Below are 20,694 nucleotides of genomic sequence, written 5' to 3' on the forward strand. Positions count from 1 at the left end.
CCAACGCCAATCGACACGTCATTCCATGCCGAGCGCGGCCAGATAGGTCTGGAGAATGGCTTCCATTTCCTGCCGATCGTGCGGCTGCATCTTCCGCAGGCGGATGATCTGGCGCATGATCTTGCTGTCATATCCGTTGGCCTTCGCCTCCAGATAGACATCCTTGATGTCGTCGCCGATGCCTTTCTTTTCCTCTTCCAGCCGCTCGATGCGCTCGATGAAAAGGCGTAGCTGGTCGGCGGCGACGTTGCCCTCGCTCATGGGGTTCTCCGTATGTGAGTGTGAATCGGCCGATAGAATCGGATTGGCGCCCGCCTCTAATGGGTGTCGGCGTTCTTCGCCACACTCTCCTGCATCTTTGCGATCTGGTCGGGCGTCGCGTCGGTCTGATGCTGCGCCTTCCACTGGTCAAAGGGCATGCCGTGGATGATCTCGCGCGCCTGATCGCGGGTCAGGTCGCCATGCGCCTGCGCCACCCAGTCGGCCAGGCAGTTGCGGCAGAAGCCCGCCGTCCCCATCAGGTCGATATTCTGTACGTCGGTCCGATGCTGCAAATGCGCAACCAAGCGACGGAAGGCGGTTGCGGCAACCGCATCGGTGAGTATGGTGTCGGCCATCGGCGATCCTTTCGCTGAAACTACATCATCCTGTCGTGCAGCACGGATAACCCATAACGACGCGCTGGCAAGGCCAAGGGTCAGGCCCGGCGCGATCATGACGGTCAGGAGAAGACATGACTAAGTTACCGCCCCGCTCGCGAAAGGTGCGCATTCTGGCGACCCTTGGCCCCGCGAGCGATACGCCCGAAATGATCCGGGCACTGTTCGTCGCCGGGGCCGACGCCTTCCGCATCAATATGAGCCATGGCGCGCATGAGGATCATGCGGCCCGCATCGCCGCGATCCGCGCGCTGGAAAAGGAATTCAACCGGCCGACCACCATCCTGGGCGATCTTCAGGGGCCAAAGCTGCGCGTCGGCACCTTCGAAAAGGGGCTCGCGATCCTGGAAAAGGGCGCGACCTTCATCCTCGACCGGGACGAAACGCCCGGCGACGCGCGCCGCGTCAATCTGCCGCATCCCGAAATCTATGCGGCCTTGGTCCCGGAGACGCGGCTGCTGCTCGATGATGGCAAGCTGGTCCTGCGGGTGAAGGCGGTCAGCGACGATCGCATCGACACGATCGTCGAAGTCGGCGGCACCCTGTCCAATCGCAAGGGCGTCAATGTGCCCGACGTCGTCGTGCCGGTGCCCGCGCTGACGGACAAGGACCGCCGCGACCTCAGCTTTGCAGTGGAGCAAGGCTGCGACTGGATCGCGCTCAGCTTCGTGCAGCGGCCGGAGGATCTGGCCGAAGCGCGCAAGCTGATGGGCGGTCATGGCGCGCTGATGGCCAAGATCGAAAAGCCCTCCGCCGTGCAGCGGCTGGAGGAGATTATCGAACTGGCCGATGGCGTGATGGTGGCGCGCGGCGACTTGGGTGTCGAATTGCCGCCCCAGGCCGTGCCGCCGCTGCAGAAGCAGATCGTCGCCACCGCGCGCATGCTGGGGCGGCCGGTGGTCGTCGCGACCCAGATGCTCGAATCGATGATCAAGTCGCCATCGCCGACCCGCGCCGAAGTTTCCGACGTCGCCACCGCAGTCTATGACGGCGCGGACGCGATCATGTTGTCGGCCGAAACGGCAGCGGGCGACTGGCCGGTCGAAGCGGTGACGATGATGGACAGCATCGCCCATAGCGTCGAGCGCGATCCGGGCTATCTGGCGCGGCTGCATTTCACCGAGACGCGGCCCGATCCGACGACGGCCGATGCGCTGGCGGAAGCGGCGAGCAGCATCGTGTCGGTCATGGGCGCGAGCGCCATCACCTGCTTCACCTCATCGGGCAGCACCGTGCGCCGGGTCGCACGCGAACGACCATCGGCATCCATCCTGGCGCTGACGCCGCGATCGGACACGGCGCGCAAGCTGGGCCTGACCTGGGGCGTCCACGCCGTCCGCACCAAGGATATCGGCAATTTCGAGGAGATGATCGGCAAGGCCCGGCGCATGGCTCTGCGCCATGGCATGTCTGAAAAAGGCGGCAAGATCGTCGTTCTGGCGGGCGTTCCCTTTGGCACGCCGGGATCGACCAATGTTCTGCATGTCGCAGCCATTCGCGGCGACGAGCTTAAGGGGCGTGACGAATCGCCATCGTTCTGAGGCGCGGGGTTCGGCGAGAGGGAATCCCTCTTGCCGGGCCGACCTTGCCATACGCTTTGCCTACGCGAAAAGGCGCCCGGTCATCGACCGGGCGCCTTTCATATTTGGCTACGCTGCTTCCTTGACGAAGCGGCGGTCGTCGTTCAGCCTTGGCGAGCCTTGAAACGACGGTTGGTCTTGTTGATGACATAGGTGCGGCCGCGACGACGGATCACGCGGTTATCCCGGTGGCGGCCCTTGAGCGACTTGAGCGAGTTGCGGATCTTCATGGCAATCGGCCTTCGATGAATCTGGTTTCGGTCTGAATTTCGAAGCGCAGCCCCTATGGGCCGCAAGGCGCAAAGTCAAGCGCGATACGCCCATTTTTACCCCTGTTCATCGCCCATGCAGCAACTTCGTGCCTTCACGCGTTGGGAGGGGATTATACCCCTCGCGCCGTCTATCCGGCAAATGCCCGTTGGAGTGAAGTCATGTCGAAGCGTCCCCTGATCGCCGTCATCCTGGCGCTGCCACTTGCAGCCTGCGCGACCGTACCGCCAGTGGAGGTGACGCGTTTTCACATCGACAATCCGGCGCGATCCGGCACGATCGCGGTCGAGGAAATGCCGGGTAATCCCGACGTCAGCCTGGAATTTCGCGCCTATGCCGCGTCGGTGCAGCAGCAGTTCGCGCAGGTCGGATTCTCGCCCGTTCCGGCCGGTGCCAGCAGCGATTATGTCGCGCTCGTCAACTTTCGCCGCAGCTTCCGGCCGGGCGGCGTAGACCGCAGCGGCCGTCCTGTGTCGGTTGGCGTCGGCGGCGGAATCGGCAGCGGCGGCTATTCCGGCCTGGGGCTGGGCGTGGGCATCAACCTGTCCGGCAAGCCCAAGGATATCGTGACGACCGAACTGCAGGTGCAATTGCGTCGGCGTTCCGATTCGACAACCATCTGGGAAGGGCGCGCCTACACCGAAGGCAAACAGGGTTCGCCCGAAGCGCAACCTGCCGCCGCCGCGCAGAAGCTCGCCAGTGCATTGATCAGGGGCTATCCCGGTGAATCCGGCCGCACTATAACGGTCAAATGAGCATCAGCATTTCCAGCGCTTTCGATAGCGGCAACATTCGCGTCCTTTCCATCACCGACACAGCGTCAGGCCCGCGCGCCGAACTGGAGATCGTCACCGATCACCAGAGCGATTTCTACCAATGGTTTCATTTCCGCCTGGCCAACGCGGCTGGGCAGGATGTGGAACTGGCCATCGTCAATGGCGCGCGGTCGGCCTATCCCGATGGTTGGTCCGGCTATAGCGCCCGCGTCAGCGAGGATCGCGAAAACTGGTTTCTTGCCGACACCAGATATGCCGACGGCACGCTTACCATCCGCCTGACGCCCGATAGCAATGCCGTGTGGATAGCCTATTTCGCGCCCTATTCGATGGAGCGCCATCATGACCTGATCGCCTGGGCGGCGGGGCAGCCGGGCGTCGTTCACCGTGAATTGGGGCTGACGCTGGACGGGCAACCGATGGATATGCTGACGCTGGGCGATGGTCCCAAGCAGGTCTGGCTCTATGCCCGCCAGCATCCGGGTGAAACCATGGCGCAATGGTGGATGGAAGGCGCACTGGAACGATTGTGCGACGAAGAAGATGCCGTCGCGCGCCTGTTGCGGCAGAAGGCGACGATCCATCTTGTCCCGAACATGAATCCAGACGGCAGCCGCCGCGGGCATCTGCGCACCAATGCGGCGGGCGTCAACCTCAACCGCGAATGGCACGAACCCAGCGCGGAGCGAAGCCCGGAGGTGCTGCTGGTGCGCAACGCCATGGATGAAAGCGGCGTCCATTTCGCGATGGACGTTCATGGCGACGAGGCGATACCCGCCGTTTTCATCGCGGGCTTTGACGGCATTCCCTCCATCACCGAGCGCCAGTCGCAGCTTTATCATCGCTATCGTGACACGTTGGCGCAGCGCACGCCCGATTTTCAGACGCGGCTAGGCTATCCGGTGGCCGGTGCGGGCAAGGCCAATCTATCCATGTCCACCAATCAGGTGGCCGAGCGGTTCGGGGCGGTCGCCATGACGCTGGAAATGCCGTTCAAGGACAATGACGACCTGCCCGATGCCGATTATGGCTGGTCGCCGGCCCGGTCGATGCAATTGGCCAAGGATTGCCTGGCCGTGCTGGCGGAGATGATCGACGATCTGTGACGGATGCGCGTTGGCGCGTCAGTCGAACAGCTCCGACAGGAAATTCGTCATCGCCTGGAAGCTCCGCCGGTCTGCGGCGGGGCTATAGGCCAGGCCCTTGTCCGGCATGTTGGCCGATTCGTCTGTGAAGGCATGCCCGGTCTGGCCATAAGCATGGATCTGCCAGTCGCATCCGGCTTCCGTCAGTTCACGGGCAAGCCCCACAGTTGCATCGGGCGGGGCGATCGGATCGTCCCAGCCATGGCAGACGAGCAGTTTTGCGCTAATGGCGGCATTGGGGAAGGGCGGCGGGTCGTAGACGCCATGGAAGCTGACCCCGCCGGCAATGTCCGCGCCGCTGCGCGCCAGGTCGAGGACGCACAGGCCGCCGAAGCAGAAGCCGATCGCCGCCGTCCGGCCCGCGTCCACCACGTCCAGGCCCTTGAGCTCCATATGCGCCGCATTGAGCCGGTCGCGCAGCACGGCGCGGTCGGCCCGCAGCGCATTCATGTAGCGAGCCGCATCCGGCTCGGCCCGGCTGGTGCGCTTGCCCTGTCCATACAGGTCGACCACCAGCAGGCTGTAGCCAAGCTCCGCCAGTTTATGCGCATAGGCGACATCCGCTTCCTTGGTGCCCAGTACATTGGGAAAGAGCAGAATGCCCGGGCGCGGATCGGCCTTGGCATCGGCGACGACCATATGCTCGAACGGCTCTCCGTCAATCTGGTTAACCAGCGGTTCGCGCAGGATTGTCATGATCGTCTCCTTGAGGGCCTAAATGCTGCCAAAACCGGGGGCTTCGCCGCGCGCGTTCGCTCGCAGTCGTTGCGGCCTCTTCCAGCCGATACGGGGCCGCTTACGCAGCCGCAATGTCGGCCAGTCGCCACGGTCGCTGCGCTCGGCGAGGCGCATGCCCTGCGCGCGATAGGCCGCCAGGACAGCATCAGCCTGGCCGTTCAGCAGTCCTGCCAGAACGATCGTGCCGCCATCTTCGACCAAGGCGCATAAGGAAGGTGCAAGTTCGATCAGCGGGCCTGCCAGTATGTTGGCGATGAGCAGGTCATAGGGCGCGCGGCCGATGATCGCGGCATGATCCGCCCCGGCTGCCGTCACCAGCGCCAATTGCCCGGCGCCGCTGCCCAGTATGACGCCATTGGCGCGGGCATTGTCGGCGCTGATTTCCACCGCGACCGGGTCGATATCCGAAGCGATGGCATGGGCGCGCGGCCAGAGGTTCAGCGCGGCGAAGGCAAGCAGCCCCGTGCCGGTGCCGATGTCGGCGACATTGCGGTATCGCATGCCCACCCGCCGCATCCGGTCCAGCATGGCGAGGCATCCGGCGGTGGTTTCATGCTGGCCGGTGCCAAAGGCGCGGCTGGCCTCGATCAGCAGATTGACATGGCCCGGTGCTTCGGGATCGCTGGCCAGATTGCGGACGTGGAAGCGGCCGGCGGTGACGGCCTCCAGCCCCTGCTGGCTGATCGTCACCCAATCCTCATCGGGCAGCTGCTCTATCACCGGCTTGGTCCGGCTGGCGCTGGGCACCAGCGTCTGCAGCAGCTTGACGGCGGCGGCGCTGGGCTTGCCTTCGAAATAGGCGTCCAGCTGCCACTGATCCTCGTCGTCAGGGCTGGCCTCGCTGGTCATCAGCACCGGCGGGCGGTCCATCAGGGCGAAGGCGGCGATGTCGCCGTCCAGTGCCTCGGCTTCGGCGCGGGTGCAGGGCAGGGTGACTTTCCAGCTTTGCCCGGCTGGCGCGGCGGCGGCATCATTCATGCCGCCGGCCTTACTCCAGCAACCAAGGCAGGGGAAGCGTCAGGCGACCTGCCGCCCAAAGTCGGACGACGCATTGCGCAGCCCGGCCAATTTGCCCTCCACGCTCATGAAGCCGCGTTCCAGCTGGTCAATTTCCGAGGCGACGATTTCCGTATCCTGGCGGATCGCCGAAATGGTGCTGGACATGGAGTCGGCGGCGAGCGCGGTTTCATCGACCGCTGCGGTGATCATCGTCACCGTCTGCGCCTGCGCGTCCATGGCGTGACGGATGCGATCGGCGCTGGCCTGAACCTCGCCGACCGTGTCGCGGATACGCTCGTTGGTTTCGACCGACTGGCGCGTCGAATTCTGGATGTCGGCGATCTTGCTCGCGATCTCGTCGGTCGCGCGCGCGGTCTGGTTGGCGAGGCTCTTGACCTCCTGCGCCACGACCGCAAAACCGCGCCCGGCGTCCCCGGCGCGCGCCGCTTCGATGGTGGCGTTGAGCGCCAGGAGGTTGGTCTGGCCGGCGATGTCGCGGATGAGGCCCAGGATCGATTCGATCGACTTGGCATGTTCGGACAAAGTGGCCGACATGCTGACCGCGTCGCCCGATTGTCGTGCGGCGCGCTGCGCCACGTCGGCGGCGCCCTCGACCTCCGTGCGTGCGTCCTCGATCGCGCGGATGAGGCCAGCGGAAGTGCGCGCGGCTTCGCGCATCGCCAGCGCCGATTGTTCGGCGGCGGCGGCGACTTCCGACGCCTTGCCGAGCATGCCACGGGTCGCGGCCGACGCGTCCTTGGCCTGTTCGCGCAGCGATTCGCCCAGCTTCGTCGCGCCGTCGATTTCGCCCATGATCCGCTGTTCGAACAACAGGCCATAGCGTTGCCGTTCGGATTTCTGCGCTTCGGCCTGATCATTGGCCAGCACATTGCTCATGACGCCCGAATCGAGCATCGCAATCTGCAACATCGCCCGCTGCAACCGGCGCGCGCGAGCCGGATCGTCGGCGCACCGCTCCCACAGGAGATCCAGGATGGTTTCGTTGGCGCTGGCGACTGCGGTGATGACCGCCCGAACCGACACGTCATGCTTGCGCGCATGGCGCACGCAGTTGGCGGCCGATCGCGCCCAGTCGCCCTGCTGAAAATGCAGCAGCTTCTGTTCGACATAGTGCCGCGCTTCGGTCCGGATCCGCTCCACGATCGTGCTGCCCAGTCGCTGATCCAGCCCGGTGTCGCGCATGTAGGAGGTGAAAAAGGCCGCACCGACCTTGGGTATGTCCGCCTCGATCAGCTGGCCGATTTCCTGCGCGGCGCGCGCCACGTCACCGCTGGCGTCGATTTCCGCCATCAGTTCGGGGTTCAGGGTAGCAGCAGATACGGTCGACGGCATGGATGAGTGCCCTTGCTGGTCTGGTGAAGGATGAACTGGCATCACTCTTAGCCGCCTTTGGTTAATCACTTCTTATGACAGACCGCCCCCAAAGTGCAGGCTTTCGCGCGCTGGCGCGGCTTGCCCTTGTCGCGCTTCGCTCTTAAGGGGACGGGACTCGAGCACAAGATCAGGGACAAGGGTAGACATGGCGCGAACCACCAGCCGGCCGCTCTCGCCGCATTTGACGATCTGGAAATGGGGCCCGCACATGGCCGTTTCCATCATGCACCGCGTGACGGGCAATGGCCTCGCTACGGTCGGCGCGCTGGGCCTGGTCTGGTGGCTGATGGCCGCCGCGATCGGCCCGGAAGCCTATGCGACCTTCGTCAATTGCGCGACATCCCCCATCGGCTATCTGGTGATGATCGGGCTTAGCTGGTTCTTCTTTCAGCATCTTTGCTCCGGCTTGCGGCATTTCGTCCTCGACATGGGGGCGGGTTATGAACTGCGCACCAACAAGAGCTGGTCGATCGGCGTGTTCCTGGCTGGCGCGGTCCTGACCATCCTCTTCTGGTCCTATATCTTCTTTGGAAAGGCGTTCTGATGGGCACGGGCACTGGTATCGGCCGCGTTCGCGGTCTCGGCTCCGCCAAGGAAGGCGCGCATCACTGGCTGGCACAGCGCTATACCGCCGTCGGCAATCTGTTGCTGGTGCTGTGGCTGCTGTTCAGCCTCATCAGCCTGCCGGGCCTGGATTATGACAGTGTGGTCGGCTGGATCGCGAACCCGCTGGTCGCGGTGCCGATGATGCTGATGCTGGTCAGCATTTTCTGGCACCTGCGCTTGGGCATGCAGGTGATGCTGGAGGATTATGTCCATGACAAGGGCCTCAATTTCCTCTGCATCCTGCTCCTCAACTTCTATGCCATTGGCGGCGCGGCCGCCGGCATCTTCGCCATCGCCAAGATCGCCTTCACGGGGACTGCCGAATAATGACCGAAGCCTATAAGATCATCGATCACACCTATGACACTGTGGTGGTCGGCGCGGGCGGTTCGGGCCTGCGCGCCACCATGGGCAGCGCCGAAGCGGGCCTGAAGACCGCCTGCATCACCAAGTTGTTCCCGACCCGCAGCCACACGGTCGCGGCGCAAGGCGGCATCGCGGCGAGCCTTGGCAACAACAGCCCGGACCACTGGACCTGGCACATGTACGACACCGTCAAGGGGTCTGACTGGCTGGGTGACCAGGACGCGATCGAATATATGGTGCGCGAAGCGCCTGCCGCGGTCATCGAGCTGGAACATGCCGGCGTGCCGTTCAGCCGCAACGAGAATGGGACGATCTACCAGCGTCCCTTCGGCGGCCATATGCAGAATATGGGCGAAGGCCCGCCGGTGCAGCGCACCTGCGCCGCGGCCGACCGCACCGGCCACGCCATGCTGCACGCGCTGTATCAGCAGTCGCTGAAATATGACGCGGACTTCTACATCGAATATTTCGCCATCGACCTGATCATGGAAAATGGCGAATGCCGGGGTGTCATCGCCATTTGCATGGAGGATGGCTCCATCCACCGTTTCCGCGCGCATGCGGTCGTGCTGGCGACGGGCGGCTATGGCCGCGCCTATTTCTCGGCCACGTCGGCGCATAGCTGCACCGGCGATGGCGGCGGCATGGTGCTGCGCGCCGGCCTGCCGCTCCAGGATCTGGAGTTCGTGCAGTTCCACCCGACCGGCATCTACGGCGCGGGCGTGCTCATCACCGAAGGCGCGCGCGGCGAGGGCGGTTACCTGACCAACAGCGAAGGCGAGCGTTTCATGGAACGCTATGCCCCGTCGGCCAAGGACCTGGCGAGCCGCGACGTCGTGTCGCGCTCCATGGCGATGGAAATGCGTGAAGGGCGCGGCGTTGGTCCCAACAAGGACCATATCTTCCTGCACCTCGATCATATCGACCCCAAGGTGCTGGCCGAACGCCTGCCGGGCATCACCGAAAGCGGCAAGATTTTCGCGGGCGTCGACCTCACCCGCCAGCCGCTGCCGGTGACGCCGACCGTGCACTACAATATGGGCGGCATCCCCTGTAACTATCATGGCCAAGTCGTGACGAAGGTCGGCGACGATCCCGAAGTCGTGGTGCCCGGCCTCTATGCCGTCGGCGAGGCGGCCTGCGTGTCGGTGCATGGCGCGAACCGCCTCGGCTCCAACAGCCTCATTGACCTTGTCGTGTTCGGCCGCGCGACCGGCCTGCACCTCAAGGACACATTGAAGCCCAATGGCAGCCACAAGCCGTTGCCCAAGGATGCGGCCGACCTCGCGCTGTCGCGCCTCGACACATATCGCAATGCCAAGGGCGGATCGCCCACCGCCGCGATCCGTCTGGAAATGCAGCACACCATGCAGAAGCATGCCGCCGTGTTCCGCGACAGCGAATTGCTGGCCGAAGGCGTCCAGAAAATGGCGCAGGTCAACAAGCGGATGGAGGACGTGTCCGTCGCCGACCGCTCGCTGATCTGGAACACCGACCTCATCGAGACGCTGGAACTCGACAATCTGATGTCGTCGGCGGTCTGCACCATGGTCAGCGCGGAAAACCGCAAGGAAAGCCGTGGCGCGCATGCGCATGAGGATTTCCCCAACCGCGACGATGAAAACTGGATGAAGCACACGATCAGCTGGTTCGACGGCTGGGGTGGTCAGGGCGGCAAGGTTAGCCTCGATTATCGTCCGGTCCACGACTACACGCTCACCGACGAAGCGGATTATATCAAGCCCAAGGCGCGGGTTTACTAAAGACCGCGAAGACAGGTCGAAGCAAAAGGGCGGGCCGGCGGGTCCGCCCTTTTTGTTTGGGGGAAGCGCAGGCCGGTTGATCCGGGCGGCGTTCTTGCCTTGTCGCCGCAAGCGGGGAACGCGTGCCGGTCCCAAACGTCCATGCCGGGAATGCGCCACAGGGCGGAAGGGACCGGCATGGACGAAACCGACAGCAAATGGATGCAACGCGCGATCGACCTTGCGCGCAGCAAGGGCAGTTCGCCCGAGGACACACCGATCGCCGCGATCATCATATTGAATGGCGCGGTGCTGGCGCAGGGCGTCAACGAAACCGAGGAACGGTGCGATGCGACCGCGCATGCCGAAATGATGGCGTTCCGCGCGGCGGGGCAGGTCCATGGCGACATGGATTTGCGCGGGGCGACGCTTTATTCGACGCTCCAGCCGTGCGGCATGTGCACCATGGCGTCGATCTGGACCAAGATTGGCCGCATCGTCTATGGCGCGGGGCGCGACGACGTCCACGCCATGTATTTCGAGGACCGCCATCTTGATACGATGGACTTCATCGCCGACGCCTGGCGCGACGACCTGACGCTGGAGGGCGGATGCCTGAAAGACGCGTGCGCTTCGCTCTATTTTGGTCCCGACGATGACGTGCCCGAAGAGCTTCAGGGCAATATCTGATCGGCGCGCCGCGTGACGGGTGCGAAGTTCACAGTGTCGTCGGGCCTTTTCAGCTCGAAGCGACCATGAGGCGACCACCAAGCGCCTGTGAGGCGACCAGGAAGCGACACATCCAACAGGGCGTTGATGTAGGGGATTGACGGGTGGAATGGGCTGCGGGCGCATCGCCAAGGATGAAGCGGAAAAGACGGGAATAGGACAGATATTTGCCGGGAGACGGGTGGCTGTGGGTCCGTCCGGTATCGACCAAGAGCGGCGGTGAAATCCTCCCCTGCAAGGGGAGGGTGACCGCGAAGTGGTGGAGGGGTGTCACCCTGGCGAGAGCGGGACACCCCTCCGTCAATCCTTCGGATTGCCACCTCCCCTTGCAGGGGAGGATGGTCTGGAGTCCGACCCTTTTTGTCGTCCAGGAGGCCGATCGTTCAACCCAGAAGCGGACGATGCATCGCTAAATTACTTTTCTCCGTGGTCGACCTTTTTTACACCACTTCCGGCGATTGCTATGGCCCAAAATAGAAAGCCACCCAACGCGCCGCACAGAGCAATTTGTGCTAATGCTTGTGCATCCATCAGCCATCCAAAGGCTGTTTTCGACCCATCAATCACGGTAGGCCGATCGCCAATGCTTGCCTGATCTGGAGTTGTAAAGCGTCAGTAGTGCCCATGGGAGAGCAGCCACGAAAGCACCCGCAACCGCACAATTGATGAGGTGCGGTTTGAGATGCTTGCGAAGAGCAAAATAGGCCGGAATGCCGAATATAATTGTGGGAGGGTAAGCTCCAAAAACGCCATATGCTAGAGCAGACCTCCAAATCCGCTCTGTCATTGATTGAAGCCCGCTATACAGAAGCATGACGATTGCGATCGAGAGAGCAGCAAGCGCCGGAGCTACCAAAAATGCGACAGCAATCCGCCAATGCGAGGGGTCATCTCGTCTAGAGGTGCATGAATGCATCTAGCGGTGATACATGACGATTACCTGCTTTGCCATATGAACATCTTAGAAGCCGCCTTTCCGCAATCCACCCTTCTTCGTCATTCCCGCGAACGCGGGAACCCAGCTCTCGACTATAGCCCGCGTGCCGTGCTGAGAGGATGGATCCCCGCCTGCGCGGGGATGACGGTGGAAATGCGGGGATGACGGCGGCAGCGTGGGGGTGACGACAGGGGTGGGAGCGTACTCCCGATAAAAAGCCGTCACCCGGCCTCGAACGGCAGCAGCGCCTCATAGACGTCCAGCCCCGGCTTGTCCTTAACCGCCCGGCCCTGTCGCAGCAGGAAGGCGTGCTTCACGATTTCGGCCTGTTGCTCGATGCCGTAACGCGCGAAGGGCTTGCCCGGCACGATCGCATAATCATAGCGGCAAAAGGGGTGGCGCATCAGTGGCAGCCACCATCTGCCCGATCGTTGCGCTTGCCAGACATGGGTCATTTCGTGGATGAAATGCGCCTGGAGAAGGAGGGGCTGGTCGCGAAAATCGGCGCAGAACAGGCCGCCTTGCGGGTGGAACCACAGGTCGCCATCGGGCGCCATGGTGACGCGCCGGGGCTGGAGCGGCCACCAAGCGCGGTCATGGACGCGCACGCGCGCATAGTCGATCGCGGCGCCGAACAGTGGGCGGGCGAGCGCGACTTCGCCCGGCGTCAGCGGCCGGCTGGTCAATTGGCGCTATTGTCCGACGGGGCCGGCGTGGCGGTGGTCGCACCCTCCGGCTTGCGGATCACGGCATCGACCAGCAGCCGGTCGCCATTGTCGAGCAGGAAGGTCAGTTGCATCTTGCCCCGGCTGATCGCGGTGTCGTTGACGCCCCAGAGCATCAGATGCTTGCCGCCCGGCGCGAACGTCACCGTGCCCTTGGCCGGAATGTCGACGCTGTTGATCGGCTTCATCGTCATGACGCCATTTTCCTCGACGCTTTCGTGCATCTCGACCTTCAGCGCATAATCGGTGAGCACGCCGCGCAGCCGGGTCGCACTGTCGCCGCCATGGGCGACGAAATAGCCGGCCGACGGGCGATCCTTGTTCGGCGACAGGCGCACCCAGGCCTGATCGATGTAGGTGGGGGCGGGGTCTCCGCAGGCGGTCAGGGCCAGTGGCGCTGCCAGCGCGATAAGGGCAAGGGGACCACGCATCTCTCACTCCATGTCTGTCTTGTTTCAGGTCGGTTGCATAGCTAATCGCCCCTGCGCCTTGTGCCAAGCGAAAGCACGCCTATATCCCCCGTGCAAACCGGCCTTGCCTTGGCGCTTTCGTGGGGTATTTGGCCTTCAACCGCTGAACGCATGATTTGGGGTTAAAAGAGGAAAAAATGGCAAAAGTTATCGGGATCGACCTTGGCACGACCAACAGCTGCGTGGCTGTGATGGATGGCGGCAAGCCCAAGGTTATCGAAAATGCGGAAGGGGCGCGGACCACGCCCTCGATCGTCGCCTTCGCCAAGGATGGCGAGCGTCTGATCGGTCAGCCGGCCAAGCGCCAGGCGGTCACCAACCCGGACAACACGATTTTCGCGGTGAAGCGCCTCATCGGCCGCCGCTTCGATGATCCCATGACCAAGAAGGACATGGAACTCGTCCCCTATTCGATCGCCAAAGGCCCGAACGGCGACGCCTGGGTCAAGGCCGGCGGCCAGGATTATAGCCCGTCGCAGATCAGCGCCTTCACGCTCCAGAAGATGAAGGAAACCGCCGAGAGCTATCTGGGCGAGACGGTCACGCAGGCGGTCATCACCGTGCCGGCCTATTTCAACGACGCCCAGCGTCAGGCGACCAAGGACGCCGGCCAGATTGCGGGCCTTGAAGTGCTGCGCATCATCAACGAGCCGACGGCTGCTGCGCTCGCCTACGGTCTCGACAAGCAGGACGGCAAGACGATCGCGGTCTATGACCTTGGCGGCGGCACCTTCGACATCTCGATCCTGGAGATCGGCGATGGCGTGTTCGAGGTGAAGTCGACCAACGGCGACACCTTCCTGGGCGGCGAGGACTTCGACGCCAAGCTGGTCGAATATCTGGCGGCCGACTTCCAGAAGGCGGAAGGCATCGACCTCACCAAGGACAAGCTGGCGCTCCAGCGTCTGAAGGAAGCGGCCGAGAAGGCGAAGATCGAGCTGTCGAGCGCGCAGACGACCGAGGTCAACCTGCCCTTCATTACTGCCGACCAGAATGGTCCCAAGCACCTTGTCAAGACGGTGACGCGCGCCGATCTTGAACGCCTTGTCGCCGACCTCATCAAGCGGACGATGGAGCCGTGCAAGAAGGCGCTGGCGGATGCGGGCGTTTCGGCGAGCGAGATCAGCGAAGTGGTGCTGGTCGGCGGCATGACCCGCATGCCCAAGGTGCGCGAAGCCGTGAAGGACTTTTTCGGCAAGGAACCGCACACCGGCGTCAACCCGGACGAAGTCGTCGCCATGGGCGCGGCCATTCAGGCAGGCGTGTTGCAGGGCGACGTCAAGGACGTGCTGCTGCTCGACGTGACGCCGCTGTCGCTGGGCATCGAGACGCTGGGTGGCGTATTCACCCGCATGATCGACCGCAACACCACCATTCCCGCCAAGAAATCGCAGACCTATTCGACGGCCGACGACAATCAGCAGGCCGTGACGATCCGCGTGTTCCAAGGCGAGCGTGAAATGGCGGCGGACAACAAGCTGCTGGGCCAGTTCGACCTGGTCGGCATTCCGCCCGCGCCGCGCGGCGTGCCGCAGATCGAAGTCACCTTCGACATCGACGCCAACGGCCTGGTCAATGTGTCCGCCAAGGACAAGGGCACCGGCAAGGAACAGCAGATCCGCATCCAAGCGTCGGGTGGCCTGTCGGACGCGGACATCGACCAAATGGTCAAGGATGCCGAGCGTTTTGCCGAAGAGGACAAGAAGCGTCGCGAGGCAGCCGAGGCCAAGAATAACGCCGAAAGCCTGGTCCATACGACCGAGGCGCAGCTGGTCGAGCATGGCGACAAGGTGGACGCGAGCCTGAAAGGCGAGATCGAAACCGCGATTGCCGCTGCCAAGTCCGCGATCGAAAGCGGCGACGCTGAAGCCATGAAGACCAAGGCGCAGGAACTCGCCACGGTTGCCATGAAGCTGGGTCAGGCCATTTACGAGAAGGAACAGGCCGCCGCCGCTTCGCCCGAAGCCGACGCGCCCAAGGCAGATGACGATGTCGTCGACGCCGAATTCTCCGAAGTGGACGACAACAAGGCGTAAGCCGATAGACTGCGCCCGCCGCCCGCGTGACGCGCGGCGGCGGGTTCAGCCGGGAATGCTATGACTGAAACGGACTATTATTCGCTGCTCGAGGTCGAGCGCACCGCGGACGGCGCGACTATCAAGAGCGCGTATCGCAAGCTCGCAATGAAGTATCACCCGGATCGTACCGGGGGATGCACCGACAGCGAGGCCAAGTTCAAGGCCGTGTCGGAAGCCTATGAGTGCCTGAAAGACCCTCAGAAGCGGGCAGCCTATGACCGTTATGGCCATGCCGCCTATACCAATGCACAGAACGGCGGAGGCGGCGGCGGGTTCCGTGGTCAGGCCGGCGGCTTTTCCGATCTGGGCGATATTTTCGAGACGATCTTTGGCCAGTCGGGCTTTGGCGGCGCGGGCGGACGGCAGCAGCAGCGTCGCGGCGCCGACCTGCGCTATGATCTGGAGATCAGCCTCGACGAAGCCTATCATGGCAAGCAGACGCAGATCGAAATCGAAGTGTCGGCCGCCTGCGACAGCTGCGACGGATCGGGCGCACAGCCGGGCACCGGGGTCAAGACTTGCGCCACCTGCCATGGTCATGGCCAGGTGCGCGCGCAGCAGGGCTTTTTCGTGGTCGAACGCACCTGTCCGTCCTGCCATGGCGCGGGGCAGGTGATCGAAAGCCCGTGCCGGTCCTGCCGGGGCGAAGGCCGGGTGGACAAGCCCAAGTCGCTGTCGGTGACGATTCCCGCCGGGGTGGATGAAGGCACGCGCATTCGCCTGTCGGGTGAGGGCGAAGCGGGCGCGCGCGGTGCGCCGGCCGGCGACCTCTATATTTTCCTGCATGTGAAGCGCCATGCGATTTTCGAACGCGACGGCACGACGCTGTTCTGCCGCGCGCCGGTCAGCTTTACGACCGCCGCCCTGGGCGGCATCATCGAAGTGCCGGGGCTGGATGGCAGCCGGCATGAGATCAAGATTCCCGTTGGCATCCAGTCAGGCAAGCAAATCCGCCAGCGCGGCGCGGGCATGCCGGTGCTCAATGGTCGCGGCCATGGCGATCTGGTCATCCAGGTGGACGTCGAGACGCCGACCAAGCTGACCGCCAAGCAGCGCGAGTTGCTAGAGGCCTTCCGCGAAACGGAAACGGGCGAGGAATGCCCGCAATCGACGGGCTTTTTCTCCAAGCTCAAGGACATATGGGGGGATTGACGTCCTTCCCATTTCCTTCCCCGTTCGGTTCGAGCGAAGTCGAGAACCAGTAATCGCGGCGCCAGCCGCTTCTCGACAGGCTCGAAGCGAACGGATTATGGAGCTTGTGCCCGCTCCCGCCGCGCCCAGGCGTAGAAGGGCAGGCCCGCGAGCATCAGCACTATGCTCGATCCGCTGGCGACCAGCCCCGCGCCCCATAAGGTCCAGAGTGCATAGCCAAGGCCAATGACCGCGGCCGGCATCACTAGGCGAAACCGCAGGCTGGCGAGCGCGAAACCGACATAGAGCCACAGTGTCGCCGATGTCGCGAGCAGCGCCATCATGGTGAACAAAGCGACCAGTCCTTGCAGGCTGTTGGCAACCAGCATCAGGCTGGCGAGGATGGTGGACAGAATGAGGGCGCGGCGTGGCGTGCCGCGCGCGTCGGTGACGGCGAGCCAGCGGGGCAATTCGCCACCGCGCGCCATCGCCAGCGGCACTTCGCCTTGCAGCAGCGTCCAGCCATTGAGCGCGCCAAGGCAGCTGATGACGACGAAGATCGCCACCAGCCCGGCGGGGCCTGCCGCCCAATAATGGCTGACGAAGGCGCCGAAAGGGGAGCCGGTCTGCGTCTGCGCCGCCGGCAGCGTCAGCGCGATGCCGGAGCAGACGATCAGGTAGATGAGGCCGGTCGCCGCCGTGCCGATGAGCGTCGCGCGCGGGATGGTGCGGGCCGGATCGCGCACCTTGTCGGCTGCGACGCTGGCCGATTCAAAGCCGAGCAGCGCCCAGAGCGTCAGCGCGGCCGAGGCGGTGATCCCCGCGCCGGTCAGGCCCTGCGCCGGGAAGGGCGCGACGTCCGCCCGGCCGCTGCCCAGAATGAGCAACAGCAGGATCAGGACGACAGCGATCGGGATGAGCTTGATCGCCGTGGTCCAGATTTGCGCGACCCCGGCCGCCCGCGCGCCGGCCAGATTGATGGCCGCCATCAGCCACAGAAAGCCGATCGAGCAGAACGCGCCAAGACCCGGCCGCGCCAGCACCGGCAGCAGGCTGCTGAGGTTCGCGGTCGCCGCCACCGCGATGGTGACGTTGGTGATGATGAGCGAGATCCAGTAGGTCCAGCCGATTGCGAAACCGGCGAGCGGCCCGAAGGCGCGGGCGATCATCTGCGAAGGGCTGGCGTCGGGCATGGCGATGGTCAGCCGCGCGATGACGAAGGCCAGTATCAGCGATCCGGCGATGGTGAATATCCACCCCGCCACCGCGTCCCAGCCGAAGGGCGCCAGGCTGGCGGGCAGCAGGAACACGCCCGACCCGATCATATTCCCCATCACCAGCGCGATGCAGGCGGCAAGGCCGAGCGTGCGTGACGACGGGCGGGATGGGGGCGGGGCGTCGGATGGGGAAGGCGGGGCGGGGTCCATGGCGGCGGCCTGTACTGCGGCGGCGCGCTTATTGCCAGACAGGGTGCGCCCTGATGGAGGACGAAGCGCGCCGATCCGTTCCAGAAAAGCATGACATTCGCGCTTATCCTGCTGGGCCTTGCCGGTTCCGCCGCTGTTCCTTCCGCTGCCGGCCCCATTTCCAAGGCGGAGGCGGAGCATTATGTCTGGGGCGGCATCAACGACGGATGGCATCTGGTCCAGCGGCCGGACCTGTCGGTCATCGAGGAACGGCTGGCGCCCGGCGCGGCGGAGATACGCCATTATCACCGGGCCGCGCGGCAATATTTCCATGTTCTGGACGGCGTGCTGACGATGGAAAGGGACGGGCACGTCTATCGGCTGACACCGGGGCAGGGGATCGAAATCGCGCCGGGCGTGCCGCATCAGGCGCGCAATGACGGGGACGCGCCGGTGGAGATACTCGTCGTTTCCGCCCCCAAAAGCCATGGCGACCGGGTGGAGGCGCCGCTTGGCCTGCCCCCGGACGCGCAGCCGCAATAGCAAAAACGGCCGGCCCATTGCTGGACCGGCCGCCGTGCAACCCCGCTCGGGTTGTGCCGTTATGCCGCTTGCGCCTCGACCTCGTCGGCCGCGGGCAGGCGAATGAGATAATCGAAGGCGGACAAGCCCGCAGTCGAGCCCGCGCCCATCGCGATGACGATCTGCTTGTAGGGCACGGTGGTGCAATCGCCCGCGGCGAAGATGCCGGGCTGGCTGGTTTCGCCGCGCACGTCGATCTCGATTTCGCCGCGCGGGGACAAAGCGATCGCGTCCTTCAGCCATTCGGTGTTGGGAACAAGGCCGATCTGGACGAAAATTCCTTCCAGCTCGACATCATGTTCGGTGCCATGGTTGCGGTCCTTGTAGGACAGGCCCGTCACCTTTTCGCCATTGCCGTTGACCTGCGTGGTCATGGCCGATGTGATGATCTTCACATTGGGCAGGCTGGCGAGCTTGCGCTGGAGGACGGCGTCGGCGCGCAGCTGGCTGTCATATTCGATCAGCGTCACATGGGCGACGATGCCGGCGAGGTCGATCGCCGCTTCGACGCCGCTATTGCCGCCGCCGATCACCGCCACGCGCTTGCCCTTGAACAGCGGCCCGTCGCAGTGCGGGCAATAGGCAACGCCCTTATTCTTATATTCGTCCTCGCCGGGCACGCCCATCTGCCGCCAGCGCGCGCCGGTCGACAGGATGACGGTGCGGCCTTTGAGCGACGCGCCATTTTCCAGCACGACTTCATGATAGCCGCCTTCGGACTTGGCCGGGATCAGCTTCGCCGCCTTTTGCAGGTTCATGATCTCGACGTCATAATCCTTGACATGAGCTTCCAGTGCGGAGGCGAGCTTGGGGCCTTCGGTGCGGCTGACCGAGATGAAATTCTCGATATCCATGGTGTCGAGCACCTGGCCGCCGAAACGTTCGGCCGCGACACCCGTACGGATCCCCTTGCGCGCCGCATAGATGGCGGCCGCAGCCCCGGCGGGACCGCCGCCGACCACCAGCACCTCGAACGGGTCCTGGCGCTTGATCTTTTCGGCCGCGCGCGCCTCGGCGCCGCTGTCGATCTTGGCGACGATCTGTTCCAGTTCCATCCGCCCCTGGCCGAAGGGTTCACCGTTGAGGAATATGGTGGGCACGGCCATGATCTTGCGCGCGTCGACCTCATCCTTGAACAGGCCGCCGTCGATCGCGACATGGCTGATTCGGGGGTTGAGCACGCTCATCAGGTTCAGCGCCTGCACCACGTCCGGGCAATTCTGGCAGGAGAGCGAGAAATAGGTTTCGAAGGCATAGTCGCCGTCGAGGCCCTTCACCTGCTCGATCAGGTCCTGCGCAGCCTTTGACGGGTGGCCGCCGACCTGGAGCAAAGCGAGCACCAGCGACGTGAATTCATGCCCCATCGGGATGCCCGCAAAGGTCACGCCAATGTCGGTGCCGACGCGGCGGATCATGAAGCTGGGCTTGCGAGGGGCATTGCCGGTCGTGACGGACACATGGTCCGACAGTTCGGCAATTTCGTTCAGCAATTCCTTGAGTTCACGGGACTTTGCGCCTTCATCCAGCGACGCCACCAGCTCGATCGGCTGGGTGATGTTCGCCAGATAGCTTTTCAGCTGTCCCTTGAGATTTGCGTCCAACATATCTGTCTGGCTCCGTTGAAAGAAGGCGGGCCGCCGCTTGGGGAGAGGGGATGCGGCGGCCCGTTGCGGGGATGGTGCGACCCAAAGACCCCAGCGAAAAACTGATGGAATACCGGGCGAAGGGCCCGCCGGTCTCCCGCAAGCGCGGGAAACCGGCGGTGCTTACGCAGACGCCTGACGCGTCTTAGATCTTGCCGACTAGGTCGAGCGAGGGCGCGAGCGTTTCGGCGCCTTCTTCCCACTTGGCGGGGCAGACTTCACCCGGATGCGCGGCCCAATATTGCAGCGCCTTGACCTTCCGCAGCAGTTCAGCAGCGTTACGGCCGACGCCTTCGGGCGTGATTTCAACGAGCTGGATCACGCCTTCGGGATCAAGCACGAAAGTGCCGCGATCCGCGAGGCCTACGCCTTCGCGCAGTACGCCGAACTGGTTCGACAGCTGATGATTCTGGTCGCCGAGCATATAATAGTTGATCTTGCCGATCGCCGGCGACGTGTCGTGCCAGGCCTTGTGGCAGAAATGGGTATCGGTCGACACCGAATAGACTTCCACGTCCATGCCTTGGAGCGTCGGATAGATGTCGGCCAGGTCTTCCAGCTCGGTCGGGCAGACGAAGGTGAAGTCGGCGGGATAGAAGAAGAAGACAGCCCACTTGCCCTTGACGTCGGCGTCGGTCACGTCGACGAACTTGCCGTCCTTGTAAGCGGTGGCCTTGAAGGGCTGCAGGGGAGTGTTGATGAGAGCCATGGGCGCTG

21 protein-coding genes are annotated in these 20,694 nt (G+C 63.9%); 10 read left to right on the top strand and 11 right to left on the bottom strand.

Features of this window, described 5'->3' with window-relative positions; genetic code table 11:
* Positions 1–18: 18 nt before the first annotated feature.
* Both SAB01S_RS06885 and SAB01S_RS06890 read right to left on the bottom strand, forming a co-directional pair.
* Positions 19–261 (bottom strand): DUF2312 domain-containing protein, encoded by a 243-nt coding sequence (locus SAB01S_RS06885; protein WP_062732328.1) that lies wholly within the window; start codon positions 259–261, stop codon positions 19–21.
* 56 nt (positions 262–317) lie between these two features.
* Positions 318–617, bottom strand: a complete 300-nt coding sequence (locus tag SAB01S_RS06890) for a DUF1244 domain-containing protein (protein ID WP_062732380.1) — start codon at positions 615–617, stop codon at positions 318–320.
* A 116-nt stretch (positions 618–733) separates the two neighbouring features.
* On the opposite strand from SAB01S_RS06890, the gene pyk reads away from it, so the two are divergent.
* Positions 734–2,200 carry a pyruvate kinase gene (gene pyk, locus SAB01S_RS06895; RefSeq protein WP_083951203.1) on the top strand — a complete coding sequence of 489 codons (1,467 nt, stop codon included), beginning with the start codon at positions 734–736 and terminating at the stop codon, positions 2,198–2,200.
* Positions 2,201–2,343: 143 nt separating this feature from the next.
* Here pyk and ykgO read toward each other — a convergent pair whose 3' ends face one another.
* Positions 2,344–2,469 (bottom strand): type B 50S ribosomal protein L36, encoded by a 126-nt coding sequence (gene ykgO / locus SAB01S_RS06900; RefSeq protein ID WP_004210176.1) that lies wholly within the window; start codon positions 2,467–2,469, stop codon positions 2,344–2,346.
* Positions 2,470–2,670: 201 nt separating this feature from the next.
* On the opposite strand from ykgO, the gene SAB01S_RS06905 reads away from it, so the two are divergent.
* The gene (locus tag SAB01S_RS06905; RefSeq protein WP_062732329.1) at positions 2,671–3,264 is read left to right on the top strand and encodes a DUF4136 domain-containing protein; all 594 of its coding nucleotides are present in this window, start codon (positions 2,671–2,673) and stop codon (positions 3,262–3,264) included.
* Positions 3,261–4,391 carry a M14 family metallopeptidase gene (locus SAB01S_RS06910; protein ID WP_062732330.1) on the top strand — a complete coding sequence of 377 codons (1,131 nt, stop codon included), beginning with the start codon at positions 3,261–3,263 and terminating at the stop codon, positions 4,389–4,391. Before SAB01S_RS06905 ends, SAB01S_RS06910 begins: the two co-directional genes overlap by 4 nt.
* Positions 4,392–4,409: 18 nt before the next feature.
* Here SAB01S_RS06910 and SAB01S_RS06915 read toward each other — a convergent pair whose 3' ends face one another.
* The 3 genes from SAB01S_RS06915 to SAB01S_RS06925 are packed head-to-tail and all read right to left on the bottom strand — an operon-like array spanning position 4,410 to position 7,520.
* Positions 4,410–5,126 (bottom strand): dienelactone hydrolase family protein, encoded by a 717-nt coding sequence (locus SAB01S_RS06915; RefSeq protein ID WP_062732331.1) that lies wholly within the window; start codon positions 5,124–5,126, stop codon positions 4,410–4,412.
* A gap of 18 nt (positions 5,127–5,144) precedes the next feature.
* Positions 5,145–6,146, bottom strand: a complete 1,002-nt coding sequence (locus SAB01S_RS06920; protein WP_062732332.1) for a 50S ribosomal protein L11 methyltransferase — start codon at positions 6,144–6,146, stop codon at positions 5,145–5,147.
* 39 nt (positions 6,147–6,185) lie between these two features.
* Positions 6,186–7,520, bottom strand: coding sequence for a methyl-accepting chemotaxis protein (locus SAB01S_RS06925; protein ID WP_174525624.1), 1,335 nt, complete (start codon positions 7,518–7,520; stop codon positions 6,186–6,188).
* Between the two features lie 187 nt (positions 7,521–7,707).
* On the opposite strand from SAB01S_RS06925, the gene sdhC reads away from it, so the two are divergent.
* From sdhC to SAB01S_RS06945, 4 genes are all read left to right on the top strand, one after another.
* Positions 7,708–8,106 carry a succinate dehydrogenase, cytochrome b556 subunit gene (sdhC, locus tag SAB01S_RS06930; RefSeq protein WP_021226367.1) on the top strand — a complete coding sequence of 133 codons (399 nt, stop codon included), beginning with the start codon at positions 7,708–7,710 and terminating at the stop codon, positions 8,104–8,106.
* On the top strand, positions 8,106–8,495 hold the full coding sequence (gene sdhD / locus SAB01S_RS06935) for a succinate dehydrogenase, hydrophobic membrane anchor protein (RefSeq protein ID WP_021226366.1): 390 nt from the start codon (positions 8,106–8,108) through the stop codon (positions 8,493–8,495). Before sdhC ends, sdhD begins: the two co-directional genes overlap by 1 nt.
* Positions 8,495–10,297 carry a succinate dehydrogenase flavoprotein subunit gene (gene sdhA, locus SAB01S_RS06940; RefSeq protein ID WP_062732333.1) on the top strand — a complete coding sequence of 601 codons (1,803 nt, stop codon included), beginning with the start codon at positions 8,495–8,497 and terminating at the stop codon, positions 10,295–10,297. Before sdhD ends, sdhA begins: the two co-directional genes overlap by 1 nt.
* A gap of 177 nt (positions 10,298–10,474) precedes the next feature.
* Positions 10,475–10,966 carry a nucleoside deaminase gene (locus tag SAB01S_RS06945; RefSeq protein WP_062732334.1) on the top strand — a complete coding sequence of 164 codons (492 nt, stop codon included), beginning with the start codon at positions 10,475–10,477 and terminating at the stop codon, positions 10,964–10,966.
* 1,197 nt (positions 10,967–12,163) lie between these two features.
* Here the strand turns inward: SAB01S_RS06945 and SAB01S_RS06950 are convergent.
* Positions 12,164–12,628 (bottom strand): hypothetical protein, encoded by a 465-nt coding sequence (locus SAB01S_RS06950; protein WP_062732335.1) that lies wholly within the window; start codon positions 12,626–12,628, stop codon positions 12,164–12,166.
* Positions 12,625–13,098 (bottom strand): copper chaperone PCu(A)C, encoded by a 474-nt coding sequence (locus SAB01S_RS06955; protein ID WP_062732336.1) that lies wholly within the window; start codon positions 13,096–13,098, stop codon positions 12,625–12,627. Before SAB01S_RS06955 ends, SAB01S_RS06950 begins: the two co-directional genes overlap by 4 nt.
* 176 nt (positions 13,099–13,274) lie before the next feature.
* Here SAB01S_RS06955 and dnaK point away from each other — a divergent pair, with 176 nt between their 5' ends.
* Together dnaK and dnaJ are read left to right on the top strand one after the other, a co-directional pair.
* Positions 13,275–15,173, top strand: coding sequence for a molecular chaperone DnaK (gene dnaK, locus SAB01S_RS06960; RefSeq protein WP_062732337.1), 1,899 nt, complete (start codon positions 13,275–13,277; stop codon positions 15,171–15,173).
* A 60-nt stretch (positions 15,174–15,233) separates the two neighbouring features.
* Positions 15,234–16,367: a molecular chaperone DnaJ gene (gene dnaJ, locus SAB01S_RS06965; RefSeq protein WP_062732338.1), complete on the top strand. Its 1,134-nt coding sequence runs from the start codon at positions 15,234–15,236 to the stop codon at positions 16,365–16,367.
* A gap of 95 nt (positions 16,368–16,462) precedes the next feature.
* Here dnaJ and SAB01S_RS06970 read toward each other — a convergent pair whose 3' ends face one another.
* On the bottom strand, positions 16,463–17,773 hold the full coding sequence (locus SAB01S_RS06970; RefSeq protein ID WP_062732339.1) for an amino acid permease: 1,311 nt from the start codon (positions 17,771–17,773) through the stop codon (positions 16,463–16,465).
* Between the two features lie 90 nt (positions 17,774–17,863).
* Between SAB01S_RS06970 and SAB01S_RS06975 the strand changes: the two genes are divergently transcribed.
* Positions 17,864–18,295: a cupin domain-containing protein gene (locus SAB01S_RS06975; protein WP_083951205.1), complete on the top strand. Its 432-nt coding sequence runs from the start codon at positions 17,864–17,866 to the stop codon at positions 18,293–18,295.
* A gap of 59 nt (positions 18,296–18,354) precedes the next feature.
* Here the strand turns inward: SAB01S_RS06975 and ahpF are convergent, their stop codons facing one another.
* Both ahpF and ahpC read right to left on the bottom strand, forming a co-directional pair.
* Entirely contained in the window at positions 18,355–19,938 is a 1,584-nt protein-coding gene (gene ahpF / locus SAB01S_RS06980) for an alkyl hydroperoxide reductase subunit F (RefSeq protein ID WP_062732340.1), read from the bottom strand.
* 184 nt (positions 19,939–20,122) lie between these two features.
* Positions 20,123–20,686 (bottom strand): alkyl hydroperoxide reductase subunit C, encoded by a 564-nt coding sequence (gene ahpC, locus SAB01S_RS06985; RefSeq protein WP_021226356.1) that lies wholly within the window; start codon positions 20,684–20,686, stop codon positions 20,123–20,125.
* Positions 20,687–20,694 lie beyond the last annotated feature (8 nt).

The sequence above is a fragment of the Sphingobium abikonense NBRC 16140 genome (assembly GCF_001598335.1).
GTDB classification, from domain to species: Bacteria; Pseudomonadota; Alphaproteobacteria; order Sphingomonadales; family Sphingomonadaceae; genus Sphingobium; species Sphingobium abikonense.

Coding starts and splice junctions, on each gene's coding strand:
- SAB01S_RS06955 (WP_062732336.1), bottom strand. CDS start 13,098: ATGCGTGGTCCCCTTGCCCTTATCGCGCTGGCAGCGCCACTGGCCCTG.
- ykgO (WP_004210176.1), bottom strand. CDS start 2,469: ATGAAGATCCGCAACTCGCTCAAGTCGCTCAAGGGCCGCCACCGGGAT.
- SAB01S_RS06910 (WP_062732330.1), top strand. CDS start 3,261: ATGAGCATCAGCATTTCCAGCGCTTTCGATAGCGGCAACATTCGCGTC.
- SAB01S_RS06975 (WP_083951205.1), top strand. CDS start 17,864: ATGACATTCGCGCTTATCCTGCTGGGCCTTGCCGGTTCCGCCGCTGTT.
- ahpC (WP_021226356.1), bottom strand. CDS start 20,686: ATGGCTCTCATCAACACTCCCCTGCAGCCCTTCAAGGCCACCGCTTAC.
- SAB01S_RS06970 (WP_062732339.1), bottom strand. CDS start 17,773: ATGGACCCCGCCCCGCCTTCCCCATCCGACGCCCCGCCCCCATCCCGC.
- ahpF (WP_062732340.1), bottom strand. CDS start 19,938: ATGTTGGACGCAAATCTCAAGGGACAGCTGAAAAGCTATCTGGCGAAC.
- dnaJ (WP_062732338.1), top strand. CDS start 15,234: ATGACTGAAACGGACTATTATTCGCTGCTCGAGGTCGAGCGCACCGCG.
- SAB01S_RS06920 (WP_062732332.1), bottom strand. CDS start 6,146: ATGAATGATGCCGCCGCCGCGCCAGCCGGGCAAAGCTGGAAAGTCACC.
- sdhD (WP_021226366.1), top strand. CDS start 8,106: ATGGGCACGGGCACTGGTATCGGCCGCGTTCGCGGTCTCGGCTCCGCC.
- pyk (WP_083951203.1), top strand. CDS start 734: ATGACTAAGTTACCGCCCCGCTCGCGAAAGGTGCGCATTCTGGCGACC.
- sdhC (WP_021226367.1), top strand. CDS start 7,708: ATGGCGCGAACCACCAGCCGGCCGCTCTCGCCGCATTTGACGATCTGG.
- SAB01S_RS06905 (WP_062732329.1), top strand. CDS start 2,671: ATGTCGAAGCGTCCCCTGATCGCCGTCATCCTGGCGCTGCCACTTGCA.
- sdhA (WP_062732333.1), top strand. CDS start 8,495: ATGACCGAAGCCTATAAGATCATCGATCACACCTATGACACTGTGGTG.
- SAB01S_RS06885 (WP_062732328.1), bottom strand. CDS start 261: ATGAGCGAGGGCAACGTCGCCGCCGACCAGCTACGCCTTTTCATCGAG.
- SAB01S_RS06945 (WP_062732334.1), top strand. CDS start 10,475: ATGGACGAAACCGACAGCAAATGGATGCAACGCGCGATCGACCTTGCG.
- SAB01S_RS06915 (WP_062732331.1), bottom strand. CDS start 5,126: ATGACAATCCTGCGCGAACCGCTGGTTAACCAGATTGACGGAGAGCCG.
- dnaK (WP_062732337.1), top strand. CDS start 13,275: ATGGCAAAAGTTATCGGGATCGACCTTGGCACGACCAACAGCTGCGTG.
- SAB01S_RS06925 (WP_174525624.1), bottom strand. CDS start 7,520: ATGCCGTCGACCGTATCTGCTGCTACCCTGAACCCCGAACTGATGGCG.
- SAB01S_RS06890 (WP_062732380.1), bottom strand. CDS start 617: ATGGCCGACACCATACTCACCGATGCGGTTGCCGCAACCGCCTTCCGT.